This is a genomic window from Enhygromyxa salina, from assembly GCF_000737335.2.
Classification (GTDB): Bacteria; Myxococcota_A; Polyangia; order Nannocystales; family Nannocystaceae; genus Plesiocystis; species Plesiocystis salina_C.
Genome location: NZ_JMCC02000065.1, coordinates 1 through 22247, shown reverse-complemented (window position 1 = coordinate 22247; position 22247 = coordinate 1). Strand labels below are relative to the sequence as shown.

Genomic DNA, 22247 nt, shown 5'->3' with positions numbered 1-22247 from the left:
CTCGCATTCAATACCACCCACGCCACCTCGGAAAGGGCTGTTTTCGCGCACGTGGTGCCGCTAGCGATACGTTCTGGCTTCGCGGCCTGTAGCGATTTGCCCCGGTCAGCTCAGCGTGCGTATTTGGGGTCGTTGGCCATGCGCCAATCGAAATTGGGTGCCTCGCGCCACGCAACGTTGCGGCCGGTGATCTCGATCTCGCGCTGGGGCCGAAAGATTCGATACGAGACGTAGCGGATCATCTGGCCGAGGGCGTTGGGGTGGTGCTCGAAAATGGCCTGGGCCATGACCTCGAAATTCCAGTAGCTGGCCCAATCGTAGCGACCCGCGATGAAGGCGTCGCGCGAGCCCATCTTGATCGAGACGTAGCGTGTTGGTTGCAGCACGTTGCGCAGCCACAGGCGAAAGTCGTCGGTCTGCGCGACGGGGACCTCGAACGCGTTGCGGGGCCGGTTGTAGGTAGCTTCCACGTGGATCCAGCGACCGGCGTGGCGGCCCGCGAAGATCAGCTTTTCAATGAACATGCCCCAGGTGGTGTGCACCTGCGTGGTCAGGTTTGCGTTGATGTACCAGACCGGCGCCGCGCTGGTGACCGCGCCCGAGTTGACGTCGGCCGGGACCTTCTGGGTCTGCATGCGGTTGTTGGTGAACGCGCCCTCGGCCGACACATCCACGTAGTCCATGACCACGGCCCCACGTGCCTTGTTGCGATTGGTCGCGGTCAGCGTGCGCACATCGGTCACGCGGCCGCTGTTTTGACTGAACTTCACCAGCGTGCCGCCGGGGCGGTCCGAGCCCCAGCCCAGAAATTCATTGTCTCGGTTGTAGCGAGGGTAGGGCCCGCCCGAGTCCGACACGATGATCACCGGCTCGGCGTTGGGCTGGGCCGCGGGGATCCGGCACATGTTGTGGGGGTTGCCAGGGTCCGTGTCGTAGAGGTCCGCGGGGATCTCGTTGCCGCTGCGGGCGCCGAGCAGGTGCATGCCACGGCGGTGCGAGTGGCCCGTGAGCACGCACTGGATCTGCCGACCCGCGAGCATGTTCATCAGCGTCGCGCGGTTGGTCTCGAAGGTGCCCATCTCGAACCGGCTGTAGTCTTCGGTCCCCAGCGTGTTGGCGTTGAGCCGAAACGTTCCGCGCGCGCTCCGGGCCCCACCGGGGTTCATCGGCTCGCCCTCGATGTAGCTCAAGAAGGTGAAGTGCGAGGTCAAGGTGACCCGACGCTGGGCGCGGTCGTTGACCGCTTGCTGCAGCAGGGCCAGCTGCGGGTCCGAGATCGCGTCGTCCGAGCGGGGCAGGTGCCCGCCCGACTGGCCGCCAAAGGGATCAATGAGATCTTCGCTGGTGCCCCAGCCCAGCCCAACCAGCGACTGCTGGGGGAACTTGAACCACCAGTCGTTGAATGGGGTCAGGACCTGGTGAAACCAGTCGAACCAATCCGCGTCAAACGAGCTCGATGGGCTGCGCAGCAGACCCGCGCTGGGCCCAAAAGCCAGCAGCGCCTCGTAGAAGGTCAAGTTCAGATCCGCCGGGATACCTTCGTTGGTGCGGCTGGCCATGACCTCGGCGTTGAGGCGCGGCGAGATCCCAAACGCGTCGACGTAGCAGTCGTGGTTGCCGGTGATCCCAAACACCGGCTTGGAGTGGCGCGTCATCGCGTCGAAGATGAACGAGTAGAACGCGAGCAGATCGATGCCAACGGGGTAGGTGGCCTGGGTGTAGGCGCTGCCCTCGAGGTTCATCGCGTCCCAGATCTCGCGCGGCGTGTTGTGGGGCTCGAGCACGACCTCCGGGTCGTAGGCGTTGCGGATGTGATCGATGATGTCACCGCCAACGATCACGGCGTTGGCTTCGCCGCCCGCGACCCGGCCCAGGACCGCGTGAAAGCTGCGGTTGTTCTCCGCGAGCAGGCCGCCGATCTCGGGCGACTCGTTCTCGTATTGCCCCGCGCCGTACTCGATCACCCGGGCGTTGCTCTTGCCCAGCAGCTGCCAGCGGGTGTTGATGTGGATGTCCGAGACGTGGCCAAAGTTGACGTAGGCGACCGCGTCGTCGCCGGTGAGCACGAACACCGGGTGGTAGGACTGGATCGGGTGCTCGGGGTCGACCCGCTGGATGTCGACGGTGTTGCCGCGCATCGGGAACGCGTAGCGACCGCGGCCCGGCAGGCTGTTGGGGTTGGAGCTGTTGTCGGCGCCAAACCGGCGGGTGGTCATCTCGCGGATCATTTGATCGCTGAGCTCGCTGCCGACCCGGGCCATTCGCGTGTACCGCTGGGCACGACCCTCATGCGGGCCGTACTCGGTCCACTTGCGCTCGCGCGACGAGTAGTTGATCTCGGCGACCGGGCACTCGGTCGGCAGCGCCGTCGCCCGGATCTTGACCCGGAACACCTTCTTGACGTTCTTGGCCCGCAGCGCCTCGCCGTACGAGGGGTGCAGGATCCCCGAGAACTTCGAGTGGGTCGCGATGATGTCTTCGCCGTCATCGTCGACCGCGCCGGCGGACTCGACCACGATGTTGCCGGCCGCGCCCGCGAACAGCGGCGCGACGCTGACGGGCTTCTCGCTGCGCAGGCCCATCGAGATCTTGAGCTGGTCGTTGACCATCTCGCGGGTCAGGACCAGCTCGGTCGCAATCAACAGCTCGAGCCACGGCTCCGCCTCGCGACCTTCCAGATACACCAGCGGGGTCATGAACGCCGGGAACAGCAGCACGCCGCGGGTGTGGGCCTGGCGGGCCGCCACGGTCGCCGTGCTGCGCTGCGGGACCGGGCCGATCGTTGGGCCCGGCGGCGGAGGAACGATCCAGATCAAGTTGTAAATGCTACGCGCCACGAAGGTCTCCCCAGGTCATCGAGCCATCACCGTAGGTGTCGCCAGCGAGGCGCAGCTGCGCGGCGTCGTCGATCTGCACTTGCTCGAACGCCAGCAGCTGAAAGTGGGTGTTGTTGACGGCCACGTAGTCTTTCAAGCTGGCGCCCGTGAGCTGCAGCCGCGCCCAGCGACCCGCGTTGAACAGCGCGCCCGTCAGCGTGGTGTCGTTGAGCAGGCTGTGATCGCCAGCCTCGACCCGCTCGAACGCCGCGTCATAGAGCACGACGTTGTCGGTGATCAGGCCCCCGAGCACGCTGTCGGCGATCAACGGCGAGGGAATGTTCAGGCAGGCCTCGAGTCGCAGCTCGTCGATCCGGCAGTCGAGCAGGCGCAGACCCGGGAGCTCGGAGCAGCCGCTGACGATCAGGCGCTTGGCCGTGGTCCCCGACATCGAGAACTCTGCGATCCGGCCGCCGTACAGCTCGCCAGCTTCGAGCGCGCAGTCGATCACGCGCAGACCCTCGACCGCCACGTTGGTGATCCGCAGCGTGTTCAGCTCGCAGGCGGTGAGGTCGGCCCCGCGCAGCTCACCACCCTCGAGCTCGAGGGTCGATGCCGTTGTCCGGGTCACGCGGGGGCCGTGGAGCTTGGACGTGACGAATTTGGAGTCCGACAGATCGCACTCGCGCAGGTCGAGGACCGTGACGTCGAGGCTCGTGAACACGCAGCGCAGCGTCTGCGTACGCAGCATCGTGGTGAAGCGCAGGTTGCAGGACTCGAACCGACAGTTGTCGAGCACGCAGGCCTCGAAGGTCGAGCCCTCGAAGCTGCAGTCTTGGAACACCACACCCTCGAAGCGCGCGTGGCTGAAGGTCGTGCGCGCGAACGAGACCTCCCGCAGCAGACAATCGCGGAACACCGGGCGATCCCACTGCGCGGCCGTGAACTGGACCCGCTCGAGCGTCAGGTGATCGTGGAGGATCGGCTGGGCCCACTTGACCTCGTTGATCCGCACGTCGGCGAGCGTCCAGGCCACCGGCAGATCCTGATCGTCGCGCGGTGGCTCCACGGACAGCCAGCCGAGCTGCTCTGGCGTGGGTGCGGGCGGGCTAGCCATTGGTGAACTCGCCCAGCTTGGCCTGAGTTGCGTCGTCGAGCTCGCCGGTGACCTCGAGCTCGTTGTCTTCCTGGAACGCCCTGAGCGCCTCGCGGGTCGGGCCGTCGAGCACACCGTCGATGCCGTTGACGCCGTAGCCCAGCAGGTGCAGGCGCGCTTGGGCGCCGGTCAGCTCCGAGCTTGGATCCATCTTGCGAAGGTCGAAGCGATAGACCTGCTCGAGCGGAGCGTCCTCGTCGTCCTCGTCGTCCTCGGGTGCCTCGGGGTCTTCGTCGGCCGGCTCCGCGTCATCGTCGGCCGGCTCGGGTTCGAGGTCGGGGTTGTCGGGCGCTTCGATCGAGAACCGGACCTCTGCCCAGGCCGCGAGCGGATGCGTGGACTCGTCGAGCCAGCCGTCGCCGTCGGTGGTGCCGTGGCGCTCGACGCCGCCGCACACGAAGGTGTAGGCGGCGTCGGCCCGCGGCTCGCCATCGACCAAGAACCGGACCGTCAGCTTTGACGGCACGCTGTTGCGCCGCAGCTTGTGGCGCTGACCCGTGGCAATGGACTCCGTTCGGACCTCGATCGGCGGAACGAACACCACGTCGCCCGGCAACAACACGTGTGGAGTCTTGCGAAGCTCGCGCAGCGCTGCGTTCTCCGGCGCGTCCCAAACGGTCTCCCAGATGTGGCCTGCCGCATACGCGATGCTCTCGATCGAGTCGCCTTGCTTGGCCGTGTGCTGACTTCCCGTACCCAACTTGGTGCCTCTTAGTAGCGAACGAAGTAGTAGCGAACGAAACTTGGCGTAGCGATGCTCGCACCACCGTTCGAGTCGGTCAATGCGATCGCGCCTGGTCGCCGGGTCGCCCGGCTGCCGGGTCGCCTGGCCGCGCCCCCACCCACGGGCCTGTGCCGCCGCCTACAACCGTTCGCGCGGCGGACATTCGAGTCGTGATAGATTATGCCGATGCGGGTCAGGCTGCGCGGGTATGAGCTCAGGCGTCGGTCATCGCTCGACGACCAGCACGTCGCCGTGCCTGCGCGGGCGCTCAATCAATTGCTGCGTGCGGTCGTGGCCGAGGTCCCTGCGCACCAGCTGCGAGCCCTGTTGGCGCAGTCCAACCTTCGCGGCGCCGGCCTGCGCGACGCCCCCCTCGAGGCCGCGCTGCGCCGCCAGATCGAAGCCGGTGAGCTCGTGGTGGTCAGCCGAGCCGAGATCCGGGTGGGTGCCCGTCCCCAGCCCGAGCCCGAGGCCCCCGTCTACGAGCCGGCCGCCCCCGAAGACATCGTAGAGAACAACGATTGGATCGAGATCCTCGTCGAGGATGAGGACGAGCAGCCCGTCAGCGGGGTCGCCTATGAGCTCGAGCTACCAGACGGCTCCGTCCGCCGCGGCCGGACCAATCAGTTCGGTATTGCCCGCTGGGAGCGGATCCCCTCGGGCAGCTGCAAGCTCTCGCTCGTGGAATTGGACACAGTTTCCTGGTCCTACCCGGCCTGATCTCTACATGCGCGCGAGCTCACATATAGGGCGCGCCCCCACACCGCGCCGCCCAGTTGTTTGCGATCCGTGGAGTTTCAGTTTTTAACTGGGCCCATGCACAGTCGGCGAAGCTTCTCCATCGGTCTGAGCGCCGCGCTCGCGGCCGTGCTCTTGCCCCGTCGCGGGCAGGCCGGATCTGCGAAGATCATGGTGCTCGGCGGAAGCACGATCCACGGCGCGCTCGGGAAGAACATCGAGACCGCGCTGGCCGACGCTGGGTTCACCACCCAGCGTCACGCCAAGAGCTCGTCCGGGCTCGCGCGCCCGGACTTTTACGACTGGCCCGCCGCCGCCAAGGGCTACTGCCAGCGCTTCGCACCCGACGCGATCGTGGTGATGTTTGGTGGCAACGATGGCCAGGCGCTGTTCATGGGTGAGGACGCCAAGCCAAAGTGGATCCGCTGGGAAGACGAGGGCTGGAAGCCCGAGTACCGCGCCCGTGTCGAGGCCTTCGCCGACGCCGTCGCGCCAAACGGCGAGCGGATCTTCTGGATGGGCATGCCCGAGATGAAGTCCAACAAGCTCGACGGCCGCATGAAGCGGATGAACGGCATCTACGAGGCGGTCATGACCGCACGCGCGAACGGGCACTACCTGTCCACGCGCGGGCTGATGCCGGGTGTGCAGGGCTACTCCGAGTTCGCGAAGATCGACGGTAAGCAGGTTCGCGTGCGCACCGAAGACGGCGTTCACTACAGCCTCCACGGCGCCCGCATCGTCGCCGATGCGATCGTCCCCGCGGTCGCGAAGGCGGTCTAGAGCGCCGATCAGTTTGGAGTCGCGTCGTCAGGTGCGTCTGGGGCCGTTCCTGCCTAGGAGGGAGGCCGAAGCTGTATCCGGCATACTTCGAGGTTTTGCGACGCAGGCATTCGGTGGGCAGAGGCGTATCTGGCGTCGTGGGACGAACTTCTATACCCTGCTAGATCGCAATTGGCGCTACGATCCGCGGGTGCGGATCGTAGCCGCGCAGCTCGAAGTCTTCGTAGCGATACTCGAACAGCGTGGCCGGCACGCGCGCCAGGGTCATGGTGGGCAGCGGCCGGGGCTCGCGCGATAGCTGCTCGCGGGCTTGCTCGAGGTGGTTGAGGTAGAGGTGGGCGTCGCCGAAGCTGTGCACGAAGTCGCCGTACCCTAGACCGGTGACATCGGCGATCATCATGGTCAACAGCGCATAGGATGCGATGTTGAATGGGACCCCCAAGAACACATCCGCGCTGCGTTGATACAGCTGACAGCTGAGCTTGCCCTGGGCCACGTAGAACTGGAACAGGCAATGGCAGGGAGACAGCGCCATCTGGGGCAGGTCGGCGACGTTCCAGGCGCTCACGACCAGGCGCCGCGAGTCGGGGTTGCGGTGCAGTTGCTCGATGAGCGCGCTGATCTGATCAATGGTCTGACCATCTGGCCCCGGCCAGCTGCGCCACTGCTTGCCGTAGATCGGGCCAAGCTCGCCACGCTCGTCGGCCCACTCGTCCCAGATCGAGACCTTGTGCTCGTGCAGGTAGGCGACGTTGGTGTCGCCGCGCAGGAACCACAGCAGCTCGTGGATGATCGAGCGCAGGTGGACCTTCTTGGTCGTGACGAGCGGAAAGCCCTGGGCGAGATCGAAGCGCAGCTGGTGGCCAAAGATGCTCTTGGTCCCGACCCCCGTGCGATCAGTCTTCTCGACGCCGTGGTCGAGGATCCGCTGGACCAGATCGAGGTACGCGCGCACGGTGGGAGCCTAGCGTGCCCCACCGTGCTGCGATACCCCGTGGGAAGCTCGCTCCTAGAACTCGACCTCGAGCGGCGAGAAGCCCGCGAGCTCCGAGTAGCCGACCGGCACCGAGATCGCGCCACCAACCGGCGGTGCGTCCTCGTTGGGGTCGCAGGGCGAGGTCTTGGGCGCCTTGAGCACCGCACCGCAGTTGTCGCCCTCGCACTCTTGCTGCCGGACGACAGGCCCACTCAAACCGCCGCCGGTGCCAAACCCGTCGCCGAAGTCACTGGGGAGCGAGTAGCCATTCGTGAAGTCGAAAGGATCGCTGCCCGAGATGATCAAGCGGAACGTGATCTCGTACGTGGAGCCGGGATCGGTGAGCCACTCGCCAGTGTTGTTGTCGAACCAGCGGCTATCACACGATTGATTGCCCGGCTCGTAGATTGTGTACGACACGTAGTAGACCTCGGCGTCGGTCTGCAGGGTGCCGTCGGCGAGACCGGTCACGCGGATCATGGGCGCGCGGATGGGTCGCGCGGCCTTGCCGAAGTTACGCACCTCGGTGCTGTCGGTCCCATCGGGATAGTAGATCGTGCGGGTACGCTCGATCTGGTTGAGCGGCAATCGCATGAAGTGAGCGTGGGCGCCCGGCGCCGTGGTTGGCGCGTTGGCGGGGATGTCAAAGCCCGCGCTCTGGTTGGCGACGTGGTCATCCGCGAGCAGGTAGATGCTGCTGTGGAAGTCGTTGTCCTCGTCGCCGCTGTCGATGGCGTTGTCGTTGGGGTTGCCGCTCGCGAGCGCGATCAGGAATTGATCACGATCGGACAATGGCAAGATTGTGCCGGGGTCGCTGATTTCGTCGATTCGGTTGTTGGCGACGACCGCAGGCGAGAAGCTGAACACGTCGCCTTTGTTGTTGGCGGCGATCGAGCATGAGAACACACCCGTACCCTGGCAAGCGGGGAACCGGAAGGCCTCGGTTGCGAGCGCGAAGCCGTTGCCGTCTTGTGGCCACACGCCACCGCTGTCGGCGGTGTGCGGGAAAGCGGTGACGTCGCTGGTCTCGGTGGCCAAGTCCCAGCGGAACAGGCGACCGCCATTGTCGACCCAATAGGCCTCTTGCATCTCGCCCCAATAGCGCGAGAGGCAGTGCGAGCCGACGGCGATGTCGGACGCTTGCGTGAGATCGTCGGTCAGGTCGTAGCTGCTCGCGCCCGGCGGCGCGACGAAGGCCCGCTGGGTCACGGTCTCACCGGTCATGGCGTCGACCACCCACACCGTGCGGCCGCGCTCGGCCGCGCCCACACCGTCGCGGTAGCCGCTGCCGAATACCAGGTAGGCAGTTGGCTCGAGCGACATCTCATGATTGGGCGCGGCGTAGGTCAGGGCCGGCCGGGACCAGGTCTGACCAAGCGTGGCCGCGTAGTCGGCCGCGTTGGCGGCGGTCGACGTTGTCCACACGACCTCGATTGGGTCGTCGTCTTGGACGCGGCCCATGTGCGAGACGTCGAGCGTCATGATCTCCGAGCCGCCAGGCCCGAGACCGAAGACAGCGAGGTGACGCCAGACGCCAGCGTCGTCGTCGAACGCCCAACCCGTATTTACGGTAGAGGCGATCCCAAACAGGTGGTCCTTGGCGTTCTTGCCCTGACCGTAGTTTTCGGGACCGTTGACCGAGAGCGTGCGCGAGTTGGTCAGCAACGTGGCCGGCACGAACCCGAACAGCTCATTGCCGCTGTCGTAGTGAAAGCCGTGAAGCATGCCAAAGTCGTCGCCGATCAGCACGGCCTCTGCGTAGTCGTAGTGGTCACTGAAGCCCCCGCCCGACGCGAGCTGCCACGCGTTGGAAGAGAACGACTTGAGCGAATCGGGGACCTCGTCGCCCTGCGCGTTGCGGCGCCCGGCGCAGTGCGGATCGCGGATACCGACGCTGGGTAGGAACGCGGAGTTCTGCTTGGGCACCCGGCGGATCAGGATGGGCGCCGAATTGGGCGTTCCGGGCAGCTTCCAGTCATCGGGCATGTTGCGGCCCTGCAGCCACTCTGCCATTGCGACGATCTCTGCGGTCCGCTGGACGCCGTTGGCGGACAGCGGCGGGCTGATCTTGCCGAGCCCGTTGAGGGCCTCGACGACCGCCACGAACTCGGGGGTTGGGGCGCCAGCGTCGTCCGCGACGCGAATCACGTTATTGCTGAGGTCGTGGGTGTAGATTCGTCGCGCTTTCCAGTCGGTGAGCGCCAAGCATTCACCCGCGTCCCAGACCCGACCCAGCGGGCACGGACCAAAGGTCTCGAGCTCGTCGGTGTCGAGCGGCACGTCGGCGACGTTTTGGCAGTACGCGGTGAGTTGCCCTGGGTTGTCGGGATCCTCGTCGGTGCAGCCGGTCCGCGCGACGTGACCGGTCCAGCCGGGCGCCTCTGTCCACGAGCTAATTGCGGTCTGAACCGCGGCTTGTGAAGACTCTGGATTGTTGGGATCCGAGAGTTGAAAGTCGTTGGCGACGGTCGGCGTGCCGCTGGGGACGTCGAGCTGAATCTCGCGCGTGATGATCTTGGTCAGGGCCTCCGAGAGCTCCGTGTGATCTGACGATAGCCACGCGCAGCCATTGGCGGGATCCGTTGGGTCATTGCACGTATCCCAGTCATTGTGGTCGTTGCCGCCAGCACAGGGCGTGGTCGTGTCGTTGGCTCCGGCCGCTGCGCAAGCCATGTTGTGGGTCTGCGCGAGGGTCGTTGGGTCGGCGTAGACGCCCTCCGTGTACGCGACCATGTAGGTCTTGACCCCGAGCAGGCGCCGGACGCTGCGCAGCCGCTCATACAGCTTGGTGCCGCCCTGCGAGGCCCATGGGTCTGGCTGGCCGTCGGTCACGATGATCATCGACATTGGCCGGCACAGCTGGTCGGTCTCGGCGAGGCGCATGAACGCGAGATACGACGAGATCGTTGGCTGCGAGAATGGACGGTTGCTCCTTGTCATTGCCGGCTTGGCGCCGGTGATGTTGCCGTTGCCGTCCGAGGTGACCATGTACTCGGGCACGCCCATGGCGACGGCCATCGGGGTACCCGAGGCCGCGTCAGCGCCACCAGCGTAGGTCTTGTCGACGATACCGTTGAACATCAAGTCGGCGTCCGCTTGGGTTCGCGGGCCTTGCTCGCTCATTGGGATGGTCACGTCATCCTTGACGGCCTTGGAGTAGAACGGGGCGAACAGCGTGGCGCCGACCCACTGGTTGCGGCGGGTCACGCCGGTCCGGTGGATTTGATTGACCTTGGTCGAGCAGATCCCGTTGTCGTCGCATTCTTGGTGCGACATGTCGTCTTCGCTGAGCCCGTCGTAGAACGAGTAGCCGGGGTGGCCGTCGACGTAGGGCCAATAGTAGAAGTCGCGCCCGCAGATCGCCGCTTGCTTGGCGGCGTCGGTGCTCCCGTAGTCGCCGGCCGAGCGGTTGACGAGGTTTTCATAGTAGGGATCGGAGCAATCGACGTTGAACCGGCGGCCAAGAAAGCGCGGGAACCAGTGGACCTTTCGCTCGCGGTTGGCGTGGCTCTCGAACGCGGCCAGGCTCGAGGCGGTCTTGTACAAGGGCTGATCCAACAGCGGGTCATTGCTGTTGTTCGGCATTGTGAAGCCGCCAAGATCGTCGTGACGCAAATAGGGGAATGGGCGGTTGTCACCGCACAATACCCAGAATCCCTGGGCGCCAAATGTATTGGTCGCGGGCTTCCACTGCGTCGAGTAGGGCTGATTGACGTTCTCTACCCAGGTGAAGCGATAGTCTTGGCCCGCGACCAGCGAGCCCACGGTAGCCTGTGCGGTGCACGGATCGGGGACTGGCTCGCCGCCGAGGTCATCGGGGGGATTGGCGGTGCCGAAGGTCATGAGCGCGAATTCGGCCCGACCGGAGTTGGTGATGGCGATCTCGCTGATGACCTCGCGCGCGGCGTGGACCCGGCTCTGAAGCACGCCCTTGCTGGAGTCCTCGCAGTAGTTCCACCAGCACTTGGTGTTGGGGAACGGCGCCAGCGGAGCGTAGGTCTCGTCCATGGCCATTGAGCCCGAGTTATCGAGCACGAATAGAATTCGCGGCGAGATTGAGCCGTAGCTCGCGCCGTGGACGATGTAGAAGGGATCGAGCCGCGCGTTGGCTTGCTGGGCGTGCCCGGCGATGCCGAACAACAAGAGCGTGGCCCCGGCCAGCTTGAGGCCGAGCCGCAACAATAGGCCGCGGGTTGACAGCTTGTCGTGTTGCTTGCGCATCTCAGTTCTCCTCGTAGCCGAGAAAGTTCTCGACGCAGACGTCAGCCATGACGTTGTCGTTGTTGTGCCCACCGCCGTAGCCGACGTCGGGAGAGCTCATGGACCAGGCCTGCTGTTGATTGCCAGGCGCCAGCACGATCTCTTGCTCGATGGCGATTGTCGTGTTGCGAACCGTGGCGACACCCGTGAGGATGACGCGACCGTCGGTGTCGCTCGTCCATGTGCCATTGCCAGTGTCGACCGCGTCGGCCGCATTGTTGCGAATCCACAGGCTCACGCGGGCCTCGGAGTCTGCGCCCTCGAGCAAGTCACGCAGCGGCACCTGGACCCAGTTGGTGGTGACGCCCTCTGCGTCCGGCAAGAAGGCAATTGCCCCTTGTCGCATGCAGGGACGGCCAGCGCAGTCGGACTTGCCAGTGACCCATCGATTTTTCTGACCGGTGCCGGGCACCTGGTTGTCCCCGTTGCCGCCCGGAATGCAGTCTTCGAAGACTGAAGTGCAGATGCTCTGGTCGCCCGGGTTGTTGTAACCAGTCAGGGATTGGTTGATGACCACCTGGGCGCTGCCTGCATTGGTGATCTCTTGGCGAAGCTGCGCGGCGCCGAGCTCGATGGTGGCTTGCGCGGCCATCAGCGCGCGCTCGCGGGCGACGACGGCGTTGGCTTGGTTGACCTCGCGGTTCGAGGTGCGCACGACCAGCACGGCCACTGTCATCAAAGATACGGTCAGCAGCATCACGCTGACCATGGTGGCGCCCCTTTGTCGAGCCCGTCGTCGATCCAGTGGGCAGGCAGATGAAGCGGGAGAGGTTGCTGCGGGTTTCATGGTGATGCGGGGCCAGCGACCTACTATGAAAGGATTTCGTAGCCAGCCGAGATCGCCCACAAACAAGTGCATATCCCGGTTGCTAGATTGGGTCACGTTGGGACTGTCGCGGTGGGTGGTCATCTGTTCGGCTTTTGGGAGATGGACCTCAGGAGGTCGAATTTGGCGAGCCAGCGAGGTGTGGGTCATCCCGGGGGTCGTGGATGGCGAGCGGGGCGCGCGCTGAAGTTACGCAAGTCTCGTGCCAGTAAAATCTATGAAATATTAGTAAGATGGAGCACTGTTTTGGCGCGTATCCGGGGCGTCCAATGGGCGGCCCGGCGACCGGAAATGCCTGCCAACCGGACTGTAGCGAGCAACTTTGCAGATCTTGCAGGGGGAGGCGGCGCGTCCGCGCTGCTGCAATTTGCGTGATGTCCGCCAAGGCGACCAATGGTAGCACTTTGGCCGGCTTTGGGGGCGCGACATTAAACCATCATCAAAAGCTGTCGTGGTCTCCAAGCGGAAATCGCCAAGCCTGGGCCTGATGGATCAGATCGCTGTTGGCAATCTCGGCGCCGGTGGCCGTGAGCACCGTGACTCGTTCGCCGATGTCGAGATAGCCGGCAGCGCGCGCGAGCTTGCTGGTTTGATCGCCAAGCGAGTCGAGCAAGAGCACTGCGTCCGCCGATCGAGCGCGCGCGCGTCGTTCGATACTTCTCAGCAGCAGCGCGAGGGTGGCAGAGTCGTCGTCGCGGGCGGCGAGCTCGAGGACCACGCCCACCCGGACCCCGCTTGTGCGGGTGCGGACGCGGAACACGGCGACGCCAATGATCACGCCCGCCTGGCACAACCCCAGCAGCGTGTAGCGGGCGTCAGCCTTCGCCGAGTGGTAGCGGGCGCACAGGCTCTCGAGATCCCACGCTCGCGTGACCTTGCCCGCGCGCGCGCGCATGAGCAGCTGGGCCACGGCCTCGCCGTCCTCGACCAGGCTCAACGTGACCACCGAGCTGCCGGGCGGAGGATCGGGCCGCCAGCCAGGCAAGCGCAGCGGCAGCCCAGCCACGCGATCGAGCGGGGCGGCGACGCGCTGGGCCAGCTCCGGCAGCCGCAGCTGCTTGGAGACCAACGACAGCGGCCGCAGCGGCTTCATGCGTACGACGTAGCGCGCGAGCTCGCGCGAGCCGATGCGTGCGTGGGTCTCGAGGAGCGAGGCGGCGCGCGGCGTTGCTCCGCGGACTGAGAGGTAGACCCGCGTGATGCCAAGCTGCTCGAGGCCGCCGAGCATGGCCTGGCCCAGTCGGACGTCGAGCTGCGGATCGGGGTGGTCGGGGTGGACATAGAGCGCTGTCCAATAGCCAGCGTTGCAGGTGGTCGCGCCGACCTGCAGGCGCCGCAGCTCGACGCAGCTGAGCGCGACGACGCGCTCGGCCGCGATGCCCACCCACACGCGGCCGCGCGCGGGGTCGAGGTCGAGCAAGGCGCGCCGTGTTCCAAGATAGGGACTGCTGAGTCCCTCGCGGGCACCAAGCAGCTCGGCGAGTCCGGGGAGGTCGCGCTCGCTGGCTTCTCGGATCTCCGTTGTCACGCCAGCGCGGCCTCCTGCATCGCTGGGTTCGCGGCGCCAGTCGCCGGTCGCGCTCACCGCTCGCCGATCCCCGGAGTTCCCCGCGAATCGAGCCAGAGCGTGTCATTGTCCGTGCGGAGCACTGGTTCGCCCATGCGCGTGATGATACCTCAGACTCCCCCCCCAGCCATGATTACCGCCACGACGCAGGCCAACCGAGGTCCATGAGCGAGACCCCCGACTCGGTCGGTCGCAGTCTGTCGTGGACCCTGCTCGGGGAGCTGAGCTTCGCGGCCGCGCAATGGTTGGCGCTGATCGTCGTGGCCAAGCTCGGCTCGCCCGAGGCGCTTGGCCGCTACTCGCTGGGGCTGGCCGTGGCCACGCCGATCATCATCCTGGCCAACCTGCACCTGCGACCGATCTACGTGGTCGACACGCGGGCACGCTGGGGCTTCGCCGACTACCTGGGCCTGCGGGCGATCATGTTGCCGCTGGCCCTGGGGGTGACGGCGGGTGTGTGCCTGATCCGCGGCTGGCCGTGGCAGGTCGCGGCGGTCGTGTGTCTGCTTGGGGTGATCCGGGTGGCGGGCAGTGTCTCGGACATCCTGTATGGCCGCGCGCAGCGGGCCCAGAAAATGGACACGATCGGGATCTCGCGGGCGGTCCAGGGTGGCCTGTGGATCGGCTTGCTCGCGCTTGGGCTGGTGCTTGGCGACGAGGTCCTCGCGCTGGGTATGGTCGCGGCTGGGCTGACGCTGCACATGCTGTTCTACGATCGGCGCAGGGCTGCGCAGGTTCAGGTCGCAGACGATCCGCTGGCAAGTGGTCGCTCGCTGCGGCCTCGCTTCGATCGCGTGCGGCTGCGCGGGCTGGCCTGGGAGGCGCTGCCGATGGGCGTCGCGGCGGGGCTGCTGGGCCTGACGGGCAACGTCCCGACCTACGTGCTCGAAGACACCCACGGGCTCGAGGCTGCTGGATTCTTTGCGGCGGTGCTGTCGGTGATCCAGGCCAGCGGCGTGGTCAACGTCGCGCTTGGCAACGCCGCGATCCCCAAGCTGGCCCGCCTGTCGGTCGACGACGCCCGCGGGTTTTGGGTGCTGCTCGTCAAGCTGCTGGGTCTCGTGGTCGTGCTCAACGGGGTCGGCGTGGTGATCGTCGCGCTGATCGGTGACGCGTATCTGCGCTACGCGTACACCCCCGAGTACGCTGTGTATCTGCCGGAGCTGGTGGTCGCGTCGATCACCGCGGTGGTGCTGGGGCTGGCGAACATGCTGTCGCAGACCTTGACGGCGCTGTCTCGCTTTCGCCTGCAGCTGTGGCTGAACTTGGCGGCGCTCGGTTGCTCGGTCGGGGTTGGATTGTGGCTGATCCCGACTCGGGGGATCGCGGGGGCGATCCAGACCCTGCTGGTGTTGGCGGGGTTTCGCTTGGTGCTGTACCTGACCGCAAACATTGCCGTTGGCCCCCGGGCAGCGCGTGGGGCCGGGTCAGACTGAGGCTCACAGCACGTCGATGTCGCCCCAGCTCAGCTGCCAGCTGTGGGGCTGGAGCAGCGCGCCGTCGCTGTCGCCAAACACCCGCACGCCGAAGTAGAGCTCCTGCGGGAACAGCCGCTCGGGCAGCGGGAGATAGGCCTGTCGCAGCAGGGCTTGGCGATAGCGCGAGCCCGGCCCCGCCATCGCGCTGGCGAACGCGCAGCCGCGCGCCCGGGCGTGTCGCTCGACGCCGTGCAGGATGCTGGCGAGCGCACCGGGGACCTCGAGATCGACGAGCAGATCCATGACGAAGGCGCACAGCCCCTGCTCGCGCTCGGCGAAGGCGAGCACGACGTAGCCTGCGACCTCGCCGTCGGGGCCATCGACGCGCAGCCGCAGGTAGTCGGACTCGGGCCGGGCGTCGTAGCGCCAGGCCAAGAACTCGTGATCGCGGATGACCCAGGCGCCGTGCTGGGCTTGGCAGCGGGTCCACAGCGTATCGGCCCAGGCGTCGAAGCGATCGAACACCTGCACGCTCAGCGGCTCGAGCCCGCGCAGCCGAGCCGCGAGCGCGTCGACCAGCGAGGGCGCGCGCGAGACCTGCCGCGAGGCCGCCGACAGCAAAGGACCCAAGCCTGGGCGCCCGAGCTTGTCGGCGACGAACTCGCCGACATCGAGGGCCTTGACCAGCACGGGCGTGGGCATGACGACCTGCCAGCTCAAGCGCTTCTCGAACCCGTGGATCGAGTTGGCGTTGGGGAACCCGTAGACGCAGGTGAAGCCGGCCTCGACCAAGCGCGCGTAGCAGGCCTCTGCGCTGGCCGTGAAGATGCCCTGACGGCCGTAGTCGGGATCGGTCATCGTGTCGAGGCTGAGCGCGCCGAGCTGCTGGGCGCCGTTGCAGCGCAGCTTGCGAGGCGAGATCGCGTATTGACCGACGAGCTGATCGGCGTCCCAGACCAGCTCGATGACCTTGGGGCCGACCGGGTTGGCGGCGAATTTCCAGCGCCAATGCTGGATGCTCTCGCTGCGGCCCATTGGCTTGGCGAACACGCGCTCGAACAGCGAGACGATGCGCCCCTCGTCGCCGTCGACATAGCTGGCGATCGTCCAGCGCGGGTGGCCACGTTCAGGGTCGTTCACGTCGACCATGTTAGTCCCGGGCATCACGCCGACCAAGCGCGGAGATCGGCGCGCGCGGGACAAGCTCGGATATAGTCCCACCGTGCCGCCGCGTCTGCGTGTTCTGTTGACGGTGCTGGCGTTGCTCGCCGTGCTGTGGCCGGCGCGAGCGCGGGCCAGTCCGGGGTTCAGCGAGACCTGCGAGCAGGCGCTGTCCAAGCAGCAGGTCGACGATCTGCTCGACCGCCTGCGACCGATCGCCGCCGCTGGCCCGTGCACCCTGGGTCGAGTCGACACCTCGCTGTTCCGCACGCAGATCGAGTGGGTCAGCGAGGCGGGCTCCCATACGGCGCTGCTGGGCCCGCGCGGGTGCGTGCTCGAGGCCACCCACGAGGGCGCGGACTTGGCCTACTACGCGCCGCCCGAGCTGGGTGAGCGCTGCCCGGCCGCGCTGGCGGGACTGCGTGGGTTCGTCGGTGATGCGCATGAACAGCTCGCGCCCCTGATGCCCGAGCAGGTGCCGGTGATCAGCGACGTGACCGACGGCGAGGCCGATGAGTCGATCAGCGGGATCGAGATCGCAGATCCGCTGGTGGTAGCGAGCGTCGCGTGGTTGGCCGCCTTGTTGCTGGGCGTGACCGCGCTCGTTCAGCGCTGGCGGCAGCGCGCGGCCAACCATGTGGACCGTGGGGTGGATCAGGATGACCGTGGGTGGGCGGTGGCCATGGCCACGCTGTTCGTGTTCGCGCTGGTCCCCCGCTTCATGGTCGTGGCCAGCGTCGGCAATTGGTACGGATCCTTCCTGCCGGTCGAGGGCCTGGGCGAGCTCCGGTTTGGCGCGACCGCGGCGGTGCTGCAGGCGGTCGTTCGTCACCTGAGCCCATGGACGGTGGGGGTCGCGTTCGCGCTCGCGCGAGTTGTTGGCGCGCTCGCGGTGCCGCTGGTGGTGTTGTTGGTGCGGCGCCTGGGTGGCTCGCTGAGCGCGGGCATCGTCGCGGGGCTGCTGCTCGCGCTCGCACCGATCGCAGTGCGCCTGTCGGCCTCGAGCTCGGAGCACGTGCTGGCGGGGACGCTGGCGCTCGCGGCTTGGGTCGTGTGGCAGCGCGCGGCGGCGGATCCAAGCCCGGTCCCACGTCTGCTGAGCGTCGTGCTGATCGTGCTCGCCGTGTTGACCCGGGTGGACTGCTGGCCGCAGCTGTCGTTGATCGTGCTGTGGTCGCTGCTGGGCCCCGTGTTCGGGTCAGGTCGCGCCAACTGGCTGCCGGCCGGGCGACGCTGGGCGGACGCGCTGTATTTTGGCCTGTGTTGGGTGGCGATCGGAGTCTACGGGTGGTTTCGCCTGGTCGTGCCGAGCAGGCATCCCGGCCCCGAGCTCGACGGGATCCGCGACGCAGCCAAGCTGCTGTTCTCGCAGTTTTGGACGGCTACGGTCACCCCGCCGCACTGGATCTCGCCGCTGTGCTTGGGCTTGGCGGTGGTCGGGGTTGGCGTGGCGGCGTCGCGCCGGCGTTGGTCTGGGTTGGTCGCCGCCGCGCTCAGCCTCGCGCTGATCTTCATCCCGATCGGTCGCAACCTGACCCACGACGGCCTGACCGGGGCGCGCTATTTCGTGCTGGCGCTGCCGGTCTTGGTGTTGCTCGCGGCCCAGGTCGGCGAGGCGGCCAACGACTACCTGCAAGGCCCGCGCGCGCGACATCGGCGGGCGCTGCTGGGCGCGGGGGCGGTGATGATCGCCATGCTCGGGAGCTTGGCGGCGCGGCCCGGCTGGCGCCACGAGTACACCTTTCAAGCCGAGTACGTGTTCTTGGCCAAGCAGCTGCAGTCGCGTGAGCTGGAGGGATGCACGCTGTGGTTCGTGCGCCCGCGGCAGGCAACCGACGAGCCGGATCTGGACTGCTGCCTGGCGCCCGATCGCTCGCCGCTGCGCCTGCTCGCGCCGGAGCTGCGGTTCCGATCGATGCCGAGCGCGGGCGAGCCCAACGACGCGCAGGGCTGCCACCTCTACTACCGGGGCTCGGTGTGCGAGATCGATCCCAGCTTGGCCCCGCGGGCTCCGCAGACCGTCGCGCTGATCTTGGACCAATGCGATCGGCTGCGGCGGCGCGCGGGCCCGCTCGTGCTCGGCCGCGAGCAGGTCACGCCTGACAGCCTGGGCCAGCGCTGGCAGGGGCCTCCGAGCATCGAGTTGATCGGTCGCTTCGAGTGATGCGGCGATGGCCACGCTCATCAACCGCTGAGAAGCACCCATCCATCAAGCAACCTGCCACATTCGGAACCACGGCGAAGTGCCATCCGCAGGAGTCGAGCCCGCAACTTTTCTCGTCGCGGTAGACGACGCGGAGTCTATTTTGCGTTGTTCTTGGCCGTCGCTTCGAGTGGGGGGGATCACCCCTCAAAGGCGCCGATGTCCAGCTCGCCGTCGTCGGTCCGCGGCGCGCCGCTCTGGTGCACGACGTAGGCCCAGCTCGGGGCGTTCACGCCATTGGCGAGCGGACCGCCGGCGTCGCGCAGCTCGCTGGCGGGCGCCGGACCAAACTCTTGGCCATCGAAGTCGAGGAACCCAGGATCCGTCCCATACACGTTGCCGCCAAGATCCTCGACGCTGCCGGTCAGCGTACCGTGGGTATCCCTCCAGCCCTCGACCACCCAATTGTTGCGAAGCTCGAGCTGACCCGCGCCGTCGGTCATCGCCAAGGTCGCCCCGCCAGCGGTCACGTAGACCACGTTGTTGCGGGCGTCGCAGGTCTCACCGTTGCTCGACAGCCGCATCCACGTGGTGTTGCCGTTGCGGGTCGAGATCACGGTGTTGTTGTAGAGGTGCAAGGTGCCCTTGCGGTAGTAGTCTTGATCGCCAAGGTCGCCGCCGTAGTGCAGGATCTGGCCGTTGCCGGCCCCGTCGGGTTCGACGAGCACGTTGCCGTAGACGTAGGTGGTGGCGTACTCGGGCAGGGCGATCAGCTCGTCGTGGTCGCTCTCGACGAGGTCGAGCTGGCGGTTGCCGGCCTCGAGCCAGTTGTAGCGGATCACCGTGCCCGCGGAGCGATCCTTGAGGTTGTTGCCGCCGCAGCCCGGGCACAGCGGCCCGTAGTGGTTGAATTCGAAGGTGATGCGGACCGACTCCGTGTAGGAGTTGTGCTGGTAGATGCTGCCGGCCACGCCGTTGTCGTGCACGTAGTTGCACTGCACGTGGACATCGGACGACTGCGAGCCGGTGAAGATCCCGTTGCCCGACCAGCTGACCTCGTTGTTGCGGAAGTACAGGTTGTCGCCCCACTCGACGTAGAGCGCCGCCGCGTTGTCGGCGTAGCCCTGGTCGGCGCCGTTCGTGCTGGTGAAGCTGTTGGTCGAGTTCGCGTCGCGCAGGTCTAGGTTCTCGATGTAGATCCACGAGGCCACGTCGCCGCCGGGCGCATCGGCGCCGCCGATCTTGATCAGGCCGCGCTGCTGATTCCAGAAGCTGAGCTCGGACCTCGTCTTCGCGCCGTCGCCCGAGATCACCGGGAGCTGGCCGTTGTCGGGCACGCCGGTCACGACGATCGGCGCGGCCTCGGTGCCAGCGCTGTTGATCACCCACTTGTCGCGGTAGGGCTGCTCGCGCCAGTGAATGCGGATCAGCGAGCCGGGACCCAGGGCGTCCCACGGGACGGCCGAGGGATCTTCGTAGGCGTGTCCCGGGCCAACGTCGTAGACCGTGGCGAAGTCGGCTGGGTTCCAGTCGGTGGGCGTGCAGGGATCGCCTTGGGGATCGCCGTCGCCGTCGCCGTCGCCGGTTGGATCGCCGTCGCCGTCGCCGGTTGGATCGCCGTCGCCGTCGCCGTCGCCGTCGCCGTCGCCGGTTGGATCGCCGTCGCCATCTCCGGTCTGGCTGGTCTCTCCGCTGTCGGTTGAGCCGCCGTCGTCACCACACGCGGTCGCGAGCGGGGCGAGGAAGAGCAGGGCGAAGGTCGAACGAGCCAGGCGCATCGCGGGAATCTAACAGGGTTTGTAGGTCGGCCAATTGGGGGTGCTGCGGGCGAGCTTCACAACGCCCATCGCACCGGGGCAGCGCGAGTATGGAGGAAGCACCTGTCGTGTTCGCGGGCTTCCCCGCTTTCGCGTCGCGTCCGCGCCCGCGATGATTGGGCGGTGACCCGTACAGCCGCGTCCGTCCTCGTGCTCGTCGTGCTCGCCCTCGGTGCGTGCGGCGATGAGCTCGTCGAGATCGTCCCCGCCTGCGACGAGATCGACTGGCCGCTGGGCCTCGATCCCGTTCGCTTCCCGCCCGTGCCTGAGTACGCCGTCGAGTGTGCCGCTGGCTGGGGCAACGGGATCGAGACCCAGCCGGAGCTCGACACGCGCGCGCTGCCTGGCGTGCCCTGGTTCGCCAAGCTCCATCCGGACGGCGGCTGGGTCATGCAGTTGGCGCCGCCCGGCTACCGCGACGAGTGGGACGCGTGGCTTGCGAGCAACGGCATCGTCGACCCCGTCGACCCGATCGGCCATCCCCTGGTCCGGGTCATGAGCGACGGCGCCGGGTTTGGTTGGGCAGTCAGCGAGCTGAGCGTCTGGTCCTTCGACTTCGTCGCCGACGAGCTGTGGGTCGTGGCCCGCGACCTCGATGACCAGGAGCGGATAGCGATCGTCGACGCCAGCAGCGGCGCGATCTTGGACTCGCGCGCCTGGCAGGAGGCCAGCTACAACCGACTGCTCGCGGCCCGGGACGTCGCGGGCGGGGCGTGGGTCACGACCCTCGACGACCTCGACGACGGGCTCGTCGAGCACGCGCTGTTCAGGGTCACGAGCCTCGATCAGATTGAGCAGCTCGCGACGCGCACGACCGTCAATCCGCGCACGTCGCCAAGCGGAGCCGTGCACGCCCTGGAAGACGGCGCGGCGGTGTGGTCGACCGGCGAAGGCTTCGAGCTCATCGAGCCCGACGGCAGCGTCCGCTGGGCGCGAAGCGAGGGCTGGGTAGGGGCCGCACAGGGGGACACCATGCTCGTCGTCCGCCGCCAGCCGACGGGAGTCGGGGCCGGACGCGCGCTGGCACTCGAGCAGGTCTCGCTGCTCACCGGCGCCAGCATCTGGACCCGCGAGTATCGGCGCTTCGACGTGGCCGAGCCCGAGCAGTGCGGCCCCGAAGGCTGTGCGCTGCTCGACTACGCCCACCCGCACGTGCGACCCGATGGCGGCTATCTGCTGGTGGGCCGGCAGGCCTATCCCAGCGCGACCTGCTCCGGCCAGCCTTGGGTCATGGCGATCACCTCCGGCGGCGACGCGCAGTGGGCCCACCGCGTCGAGATCTGCGGGACCGCCTGGGGCCTGGGCGCGCGCCCGGACGGCAGCTTCGAGATCCTCGGGATCTCGAAAGGCGCCGACGAGGGCGTCTCGCTAGGTGGTTGGGTGCGCAGCTACGCCGGCTAGCTGAGACGGGCGCGCCGCGGTCCCGTGAAGGTGGGTTTCCAGGCGCGCGCCGGGGCGCTACAGATCGGGCGTGCAGCGGATCGTCTCTGGAACGCTTCGCGGGCGGCGGCTGCTGTCGCTGCCGAATTCGATCACGGGCGTGCGCCCGAGCTCGAGTCGGGTGCGCAGCGCGATCTTCGATCGTCTGCAGCACGAAGTCGTCGGCGCGCGCGTGCTGGATCTCTTCGCGGGCACGGGGGCGCTCGCGATCGAGGCGATCAGCCGGGGTGCAGCGCACGCGACCTTGGTCGAGCAGCAGCCGCAGCTGATTCGCTTCCTCGACCAGCAGCTCGACGCGCTGGGCATCCACGCCCATGCCCGCGTGATCATGGGCGACGCGAGGGGGGTGCTCGGCGAGCGAGGCGGTCGGGCAGCAGGGCGCTCCGCGGGCGCGACCGGGCGCTCCGCGGGCGCGACCGGGC

General features: G+C 67.2%; 15 protein-coding genes. 6 read left to right on the top strand and 9 right to left on the bottom strand.

The genetic code is table 11. The annotated features are described in order from the left end of the window. Positions 1-110: 110 nt before the first annotated feature. The 3 genes from DB30_RS23700 to DB30_RS23690 are packed head-to-tail and all read right to left on the bottom strand — an operon-like array spanning position 111 to position 4672. Complete coding sequence (locus DB30_RS23700) at positions 111-2837, bottom strand: metallophosphoesterase (protein WP_052552853.1); 2727 nt, start codon at positions 2835-2837, stop codon at positions 111-113. Continuing rightward, positions 2827-3933: a pentapeptide repeat-containing protein gene (locus DB30_RS23695; protein ID WP_052552848.1), complete on the bottom strand. Its 1107-nt coding sequence runs from the start codon at positions 3931-3933 to the stop codon at positions 2827-2829. Before DB30_RS23695 ends, DB30_RS23700 begins: the two co-directional genes overlap by 11 nt. Next, a complete protein-coding gene (locus DB30_RS23690) occupies positions 3926-4672 on the bottom strand; it encodes a peptidoglycan-binding domain-containing protein (protein ID WP_052552845.1) in 747 nt (248 codons plus the stop codon). The genes DB30_RS23695 and DB30_RS23690 overlap by 8 nt, the downstream gene beginning before the upstream one ends. A 210-nt stretch (positions 4673-4882) precedes the next feature. On the opposite strand from DB30_RS23690, the gene DB30_RS23685 reads away from it, so the two are divergent. Both DB30_RS23685 and DB30_RS23680 read left to right on the top strand, forming a co-directional pair. Beyond that, positions 4883-5416 (top strand): hypothetical protein, encoded by a 534-nt coding sequence (locus DB30_RS23685; RefSeq protein WP_146660314.1) that lies wholly within the window; start codon positions 4883-4885, stop codon positions 5414-5416. A gap of 96 nt (positions 5417-5512) precedes the next feature. Further along, positions 5513-6217, top strand: coding sequence for an SGNH/GDSL hydrolase family protein (locus DB30_RS23680; RefSeq protein WP_052552842.1), 705 nt, complete (start codon positions 5513-5515; stop codon positions 6215-6217). 160 nt (positions 6218-6377) lie between these two features. On the opposite strand, the gene DB30_RS23675 is transcribed toward DB30_RS23680, so the two are convergent. The 4 genes from DB30_RS23675 to DB30_RS23660 form a co-directional block, all read right to left on the bottom strand. Further along, the gene (locus DB30_RS23675) at positions 6378-7172 is read right to left on the bottom strand and encodes a thymidylate synthase (RefSeq protein WP_052552841.1); all 795 of its coding nucleotides are present in this window, start codon (positions 7170-7172) and stop codon (positions 6378-6380) included. A gap of 54 nt (positions 7173-7226) precedes the next feature. After that, positions 7227-11414 carry a pilus assembly protein gene (locus DB30_RS23670; RefSeq protein ID WP_052552839.1) on the bottom strand — a complete coding sequence of 1396 codons (4188 nt, stop codon included), beginning with the start codon at positions 11412-11414 and terminating at the stop codon, positions 7227-7229. A 1-nt stretch (position 11415) separates the two neighbouring features. Continuing rightward, entirely contained in the window at positions 11416-12363 is a 948-nt protein-coding gene (locus DB30_RS23665; protein WP_240480312.1) for a hypothetical protein, read from the bottom strand. Between the two features lie 355 nt (positions 12364-12718). After that, positions 12719-13807 (bottom strand): GNAT family N-acetyltransferase, encoded by a 1089-nt coding sequence (locus DB30_RS23660; protein WP_146660311.1) that lies wholly within the window; start codon positions 13805-13807, stop codon positions 12719-12721. Positions 13808-14010: 203 nt separating this feature from the next. Between DB30_RS23660 and DB30_RS23655 the strand changes: the two genes are divergently transcribed. Further along, positions 14011-15282 carry a lipopolysaccharide biosynthesis protein gene (locus tag DB30_RS23655; protein ID WP_052552832.1) on the top strand — a complete coding sequence of 424 codons (1272 nt, stop codon included), beginning with the start codon at positions 14011-14013 and terminating at the stop codon, positions 15280-15282. A 3-nt stretch (positions 15283-15285) separates the two neighbouring features. On the opposite strand, the gene DB30_RS23650 is transcribed toward DB30_RS23655, so the two are convergent. Beyond that, positions 15286-16404 carry a GNAT family N-acetyltransferase gene (locus DB30_RS23650; RefSeq protein ID WP_165703917.1) on the bottom strand — a complete coding sequence of 373 codons (1119 nt, stop codon included), beginning with the start codon at positions 16402-16404 and terminating at the stop codon, positions 15286-15288. An 82-nt stretch (positions 16405-16486) separates the two neighbouring features. Between DB30_RS23650 and DB30_RS23645 the strand changes: the two genes are divergently transcribed. Then, positions 16487-18589 carry a hypothetical protein gene (locus DB30_RS23645; protein WP_146660307.1) on the top strand — a complete coding sequence of 701 codons (2103 nt, stop codon included), beginning with the start codon at positions 16487-16489 and terminating at the stop codon, positions 18587-18589. Positions 18590-18768: 179 nt separating this feature from the next. On the opposite strand, the gene DB30_RS23640 is transcribed toward DB30_RS23645, so the two are convergent. Continuing rightward, positions 18769-20346, bottom strand: a complete 1578-nt coding sequence (locus DB30_RS23640) for a hypothetical protein (protein ID WP_052552825.1) — start codon at positions 20344-20346, stop codon at positions 18769-18771. A 162-nt stretch (positions 20347-20508) separates the two neighbouring features. On the opposite strand from DB30_RS23640, the gene DB30_RS23635 reads away from it, so the two are divergent. Next, positions 20509-21786 carry a hypothetical protein gene (locus DB30_RS23635; RefSeq protein ID WP_052552823.1) on the top strand — a complete coding sequence of 426 codons (1278 nt, stop codon included), beginning with the start codon at positions 20509-20511 and terminating at the stop codon, positions 21784-21786. A 70-nt stretch (positions 21787-21856) separates the two neighbouring features. Beyond that, positions 21857-22247, top strand: a 391-nt coding sequence (locus tag DB30_RS23630; protein ID WP_205633047.1) for an RsmD family RNA methyltransferase, incomplete at its 3' end; no start/stop codon positions are given.

Excerpts from the sequence above, each read along its gene's own strand:
- DB30_RS23695 (WP_052552848.1), bottom strand. The coding sequence starts at position 3,933 with ATGGCTAGCCCGCCCGCACCCACGCCAGAGCAGCTCGGCTGGCTGTCC.
- DB30_RS23685 (WP_146660314.1), top strand. The coding sequence starts at position 4,883 with ATGCGGGTCAGGCTGCGCGGGTATGAGCTCAGGCGTCGGTCATCGCTC.
- DB30_RS23680 (WP_052552842.1), top strand. The coding sequence starts at position 5,513 with ATGCACAGTCGGCGAAGCTTCTCCATCGGTCTGAGCGCCGCGCTCGCG.
- DB30_RS23670 (WP_052552839.1), bottom strand. The coding sequence starts at position 11,414 with ATGCGCAAGCAACACGACAAGCTGTCAACCCGCGGCCTATTGTTGCGG.
- DB30_RS23665 (WP_240480312.1), bottom strand. The coding sequence starts at position 12,363 with ATGACCACCCACCGCGACAGTCCCAACGTGACCCAATCTAGCAACCGG.
- DB30_RS23655 (WP_052552832.1), top strand. The coding sequence starts at position 14,011 with ATGAGCGAGACCCCCGACTCGGTCGGTCGCAGTCTGTCGTGGACCCTG.
- DB30_RS23640 (WP_052552825.1), bottom strand. The coding sequence starts at position 20,346 with ATGCGCCTGGCTCGTTCGACCTTCGCCCTGCTCTTCCTCGCCCCGCTC.